This is a genomic window from Halobacterium sp. CBA1126, assembly GCF_009741975.1.
Classification (GTDB): Archaea; Halobacteriota; Halobacteria; order Halobacteriales; family Halobacteriaceae; genus Halobacterium.
The window spans coordinates 1-4,374 of sequence record NZ_WPCF01000155.1; the positions used below are offsets into that span (position 1 = coordinate 1).

General features: G+C 72.4%; 7 protein-coding genes and 1 pseudogene. 4 read left to right on the forward strand and 4 right to left on the reverse strand.

The window, feature by feature from the left end; translation table 11 throughout:
* Positions 1-96: 96 nt before the first annotated feature.
* Positions 97-1,026, reverse strand: a complete 930-nt coding sequence (locus GJ634_RS14300; RefSeq protein WP_157503529.1) for a DMT family transporter — start codon at positions 1,024-1,026, stop codon at positions 97-99.
* Between the two features lie 155 nt (positions 1,027-1,181).
* Positions 1,182-1,553, reverse strand: coding sequence for a 30S ribosomal protein S8e (locus tag GJ634_RS14305; protein ID WP_157503530.1), 372 nt, complete (start codon positions 1,551-1,553; stop codon positions 1,182-1,184).
* An 87-nt stretch (positions 1,554-1,640) separates the two neighbouring features.
* Here GJ634_RS14305 and GJ634_RS14310 point away from each other — a divergent pair, with 87 nt between their 5' ends.
* Both GJ634_RS14310 and GJ634_RS14315 read left to right on the forward strand, forming a co-directional pair.
* Complete coding sequence (locus GJ634_RS14310; protein ID WP_157503531.1) at positions 1,641-2,087, forward strand: DUF2240 family protein; 447 nt, start codon at positions 1,641-1,643, stop codon at positions 2,085-2,087.
* A gap of 1 nt (position 2,088) precedes the next feature.
* A complete protein-coding gene (locus tag GJ634_RS14315) occupies positions 2,089-2,463 on the forward strand; it encodes a hypothetical protein (RefSeq protein WP_157503532.1) in 375 nt (124 codons plus the stop codon).
* On the opposite strand, the gene GJ634_RS14320 is transcribed toward GJ634_RS14315, so the two are convergent.
* Positions 2,460-2,897 carry a hypothetical protein gene (locus GJ634_RS14320; RefSeq protein ID WP_157503533.1) on the reverse strand — a complete coding sequence of 146 codons (438 nt, stop codon included), beginning with the start codon at positions 2,895-2,897 and terminating at the stop codon, positions 2,460-2,462. The two genes, GJ634_RS14315 and GJ634_RS14320, sit on opposite strands and share 4 nt — an antisense overlap.
* Positions 2,898-2,985: 88 nt before the next feature.
* Here GJ634_RS14320 and pyrF point away from each other — a divergent pair, with 88 nt between their 5' ends.
* Positions 2,986-3,789: an orotidine-5'-phosphate decarboxylase gene (pyrF, locus tag GJ634_RS14325; RefSeq protein WP_157503534.1), complete on the forward strand. Its 804-nt coding sequence runs from the start codon at positions 2,986-2,988 to the stop codon at positions 3,787-3,789.
* Here pyrF and GJ634_RS15685 read toward each other — a convergent pair whose 3' ends face one another.
* Positions 3,790-3,957, reverse strand: coding sequence for a hypothetical protein (locus GJ634_RS15685; RefSeq protein WP_197425546.1), 168 nt, complete (start codon positions 3,955-3,957; stop codon positions 3,790-3,792).
* Positions 3,958-4,033: 76 nt separating this feature from the next.
* Between GJ634_RS15685 and GJ634_RS14330 the strand changes: the two are divergent.
* A pseudogene (locus GJ634_RS14330) lies at positions 4,034-4,374 on the forward strand (hypothetical protein); the annotation flags it as partial.

The following is a 4,374-nucleotide window of genomic DNA, read 5'->3' on the forward strand; positions in this document are numbered from 1 at the left end:
AAAAAAGCCCGCTCGCCAGCGGCGAGCGGTGAAACGCGCGGCTCCGCCGCGCGTATAATCGACCTGTTACAGCGACCGCGTTGCCCCGGCTCTGCGCTACGCTGCGTGACTGAGTCGCCGGTAGGCGCGGCCGAGCTCCTCTCTTACGACCTGTCGTTCGAGGACGGCAACGCCCGTGACGACGACGAGGAAGCCGAGGGCGGTGGCGGGCGTGACGCCCGTGCCGAACAGCACCCACGACGTGATGGCGGCGAAGACGGGGACGGCGTACGCGACGAGGTTCGTGCGGACGGGGCCGATGTTGCGGACGAGGACGAAGTAGATGGGGTACGCGAGCGCCGTCGAGAGGACGCCCAGGACGAGTACCGCGGCGACGATGTCGGTCGTGACGACGGCGCCCGCGGTCGACTCGCCGACGCCGGCGCTGACGACGTGGAGGAGCGCGGCGCCGAGCGCCATCGCCCACGCGGTCAGCGGGATGCTGTCGAGGGTGGCGTCGACGCGCCGCAGGAGGACGCTCCCGAGCGCGACCGACGCCGCCGCGGCGAGCACCGACAGCTGGCCGACGGTCGACCCCGCCGTGAGCGTCTCCGGGGACGGCTGGACGATGATGACGACGCCGACGAGGCCGACCGCGATGCCAAGGAGGCTGACCGCGTCGAGGCGCTGGTCGAGGAGCACGAACGCGAACGCGGGCGCCAGAATCGGGTTCAGGCCGTACATCACGGACGCCGCCGCGGGCGTAATCGCCTGCTGGCCGACGAACAGGAAGCCGTTGTTCCCCGCGATGAGCGCGACCGCGCCGACCGCGACGCCGGCGTAGTCCGCGCGGCTCTGCGGGACCCAGACGTCGTAGCGCCACGCGACGAAGCCCAACAGCAGGGGGACGGCGACGTCGAACCGGAGCGCCGCGAAGAACACCGGCGGGAGCGCGTCCAGCCCGGTCTTGATGGCGACGAACGAGAACCCCCACAGGAACGCGAGCAGGACGAACAGGCCAGCGTGCAGGTAGCGTGCGGCGGTCATGGTGGCGGAGGGAGGAGGGCAGACACGTTGGATCGCGGTACGGTGCGGCGAAAGATAAGTTCGGGTGAACCGGCACGGCCGCGTCGGGCCGGCGCTCGACGGGGCGGCGGTTCAGCCGCCACTACCGACCGAGAGAAGACGGAGCGGAGAAGGGATTACTCGACGAGGACGGCGTTGACCTGGCCGTTCTGGCCGGGGCGGGAGGTGACGCGGGCGCGGCCGGCGTCCGTCTCGATGACGGCGCCCTTCGTGATGATGTTCCGGCGGGCGTAGTTCGGGTTCGCGGCGTTCTCGACGACGTCCTCGATGGTGGCGCGGACGGCGCCGTCGTCGGTGGCGACGTTGGCGACGTTCGTGGAGAGCGCGCGGACCTTCTCGTTGTCGCCGCGGGCGTCGACGGTGCGGAAGCGCTGCTCGCCGACGGTCGTCTCCGTGGGGGAGCGGCCGGCCTTGGACTTCTTCTTCTTGCTCTGCGGGCGGAGTCGCGCGCCGGTCTTCGAGCGCTTGGAGCGGCCTTGGTATTGCATACCCGGGAAGTGGCGCAGGACGTACTTGAAAGGCTCGGTTGGCCGGGAATAGCGGGTTTTACCGGCGTCGGCGTCGTCGCTGGTTCCATGAGTCTCCGGGTCGCGGTCGCCGCGCCGTTCAGACAGAAGGGCAAGCGCAGGATTCCCGAACAGGCGTTCGTGGTGGCGCTGTCGCTTGACCGCGACTGGATGAGCCCGGACCAAGCCAAGCGCCTGCTCGACGTCGCCACGGGCGAGGGGCTCGTCGAGCGCGCGGACGGCGAACTGGTCGCGGCCTTCGACCCGGAGGACGTCGAGATTCCCGACGACTTCTCGCCGGACCCGTCGCTGTTCCAGGAGCGGTCGGCGTTCGAGCGCGCGCTCGACGCCGTGGTCGACGCGGGCCACGACCGACAGGAGACCGTCGCCGCGGTGAACCAGCTCCAGCAGGAGCTGGGGGTGACGGCGGACGCGGCGGCGGTCGTGTACGCGCGCCGGCGGGACGTCGACGTCGACGGCGCCGCGGCGAAGGCACGCAGCAAACTGGAGGACTGAGATGGTCAAGGACACCGAGACGGACGGCACGCGGCTGGCGGAACTGCTCTCGAGCGAGGTCACCGGCCACGAGAACGCGCCGTACGGCGCGCTCGCGGTGACGAACGCGGACCCGGACGTGGAGCCGACCACGGACGGCGCCCACGCGTACGACGTGGAGCGCGACGGCGAGCGGCTGGCGAGCGTCTACGTCCAGCCGGAGCGCACGCGAGTGGAGCTGTACGACGGCCTCGAAGCCGCCGAGCGGGCCGCGGAGGACGGCGACCTGCGGGCGCGGCCGGTCGGCGGGCAGCCGCCCCGATTGCTCGTGTTCGTGACGACGGGCGCCGAGGTCAAGCGCGCGCTGGACGTGCTCGGCGCGGCGGCCGAGGCCTAGTCGGTCAGCGCGTCGTACGCGAGTTCCGCGGCGCGCCAGCAGGCGACGCCGACCGCGACGACGGTGGCGAGCGCCGTGAGCGCGAGCCACAGCATGACGGCGCCGCCGACGCCGGCGGGTCCGAACTCCGCGAGCAAGCCGCCGGGCGCGAGGAGCACGGCGAGCGCCGGCCCGAGGAACGCGAGCACGCCGATTGCGCCCGCGAGCTGGAGGAGCCGCGCCTGAACCGGTCGGAGGCTGCGCCCGGACAGCAGGAGGGCGGCGCCGGCGACGCCGCCGCCGGCCGCGAGGACGAAGAACCCGAAGACGACAGCGAGGCCGCCGGGGAAGCCTTCGCTCCCGAAGCCGCTGGCGGTCAGCGCCACACCGAACAGCAGGAGGGCGGCGCCGACGACGGCGAGCAGGCCGCGGAGCACGCGTCGAGCGGAGGGCACGCGTACACCGTGCGAGGGACGCGACAAGTGTCTTGTCACGGTTCCCGGAAAGCGAACCGCTTTTGCCGGTCTGCGGGGACTCCGAGGTATGAGCTTCTTCGAGGACCTCGCGGCGCGCATCGAGGACGCCGACACCGTGGTGAGCGTCGGCCTCGACCCGGACCTCGACCGCCTCCCCGAGGCGGTCCGCGACCACGAGCTGCCGCGGTGGGCGTTCAACCGACGGGTCATCGACGCGACCCACGAGCACGCGGCCGTCTTCAAGCCGAACGCGGCGTTCTACGAGGACGCGGACGGCTGGCGCGCGCTCCGCGAGACGGTGGCGTACGCCCACGGGAAGGGCGTGCCCGTCCTGCTGGACGCGAAGCGCGCGGACATCGGGAACACGGCCCGCCAGTACGCCGACATGCTGGAGTACGTCGACGCCATCACCGTGAACCCCTACCTCGGCGAGGACGCCCTCCAGCCGTTCCTCTCGCAGGCGGAGGCGGGCGTGTTCGTGCTCTGCCGGACCTCCAATCCGGGTGGGATGGACTTCCAGCACCTCGAGCTCGCGGCGTACGACCGACGGCTCTACGAGCACGTCGCCGAGCGCGCCGCCGGCTGGAACGACGAGTACGGGAACGTCGGGCTCGTTGTGGGCGCGACGGCGCCAGAGGAACTGGAGGAGCTACGCGAGCGCGTGCCGGAGCTCCCGTTCCTCGTGCCGGGCGTGGGCGCGCAGGGCGGGGACGCCGAGGCGGCGGTCCAGTACGGTCTGAACGACGAGGGCGTGGGGCTGGTGAACTCCACGCGGGGCATCATCTTCGCGGGCGAGGACTCCCCCGAGTGGGCGCGCGCCGCGGGCGAGGCCGCCCGCCGGCTGAAAGCGCGCCTGAACGAGCACCGGTAGTCAGCGCGGGCCGGCGTCGCCGCGGCCGCCCCGGACCTCGGTCGCGCACTCGGTGCAGAACCCCGTCGAGGGGTCGTAGTGGGCCTGGCAGACGACGCTCCCGCAGCGGTCGCAGCTGAACTGCGCCTGCTCGGTCGAGCAGATCTGGCAGAGGCCGGTGACACTCATACCGTGGAGTACGGCGGCGACGCCCAAGAGTGTGAGCCAAGGATTTACGTCCGCGCGCCGAACCAACGGGTAGACCGTGAGGACCGACGCGAGCATCGTCTGGGGGATGGCGGCCACGTTCGGTGTCCTCGGCGTCGTCTTCGGGATTCTGGGGGTCGTCTACAGCCCGGTCGCGCTCGGCGTCGCGGTGCCGTTCGCGCTCGCGGGCGCCGTCTTCTACCTCCACGCGTCGGGCCGGCTCGCCGAGCTGGCGTTCCGCAAGCGCCGCGTCTCCCGCGAGCAGTACGCCCGCGAGCAGCGCCAGCAGGCCGACCAGCGCCGGGGCCGGGCGAGCGGGCGCAGCCGCGAACGGAACCGCGGCCGGGCGCGAGCGGGGCGGGCCGGCCGCCAGCAGCAGACCGCGAGTCGCGAGCCGGC

Excerpts from the sequence above, each read along its gene's own strand:
- GJ634_RS14300 (WP_157503529.1), bottom strand. The coding sequence starts at position 1,026 with ATGACCGCCGCACGCTACCTGCACGCTGGCCTGTTCGTCCTGCTCGCG.
- GJ634_RS14305 (WP_157503530.1), bottom strand. The coding sequence starts at position 1,553 with ATGCAATACCAAGGCCGCTCCAAGCGCTCGAAGACCGGCGCGCGACTC.
- GJ634_RS14310 (WP_157503531.1), top strand. The coding sequence starts at position 1,641 with ATGAGTCTCCGGGTCGCGGTCGCCGCGCCGTTCAGACAGAAGGGCAAG.
- GJ634_RS14315 (WP_157503532.1), top strand. The coding sequence starts at position 2,089 with ATGGTCAAGGACACCGAGACGGACGGCACGCGGCTGGCGGAACTGCTC.
- pyrF (WP_157503534.1), top strand. The coding sequence starts at position 2,986 with ATGAGCTTCTTCGAGGACCTCGCGGCGCGCATCGAGGACGCCGACACC.
- GJ634_RS15685 (WP_197425546.1), bottom strand. The coding sequence starts at position 3,957 with ATGAGTGTCACCGGCCTCTGCCAGATCTGCTCGACCGAGCAGGCGCAG.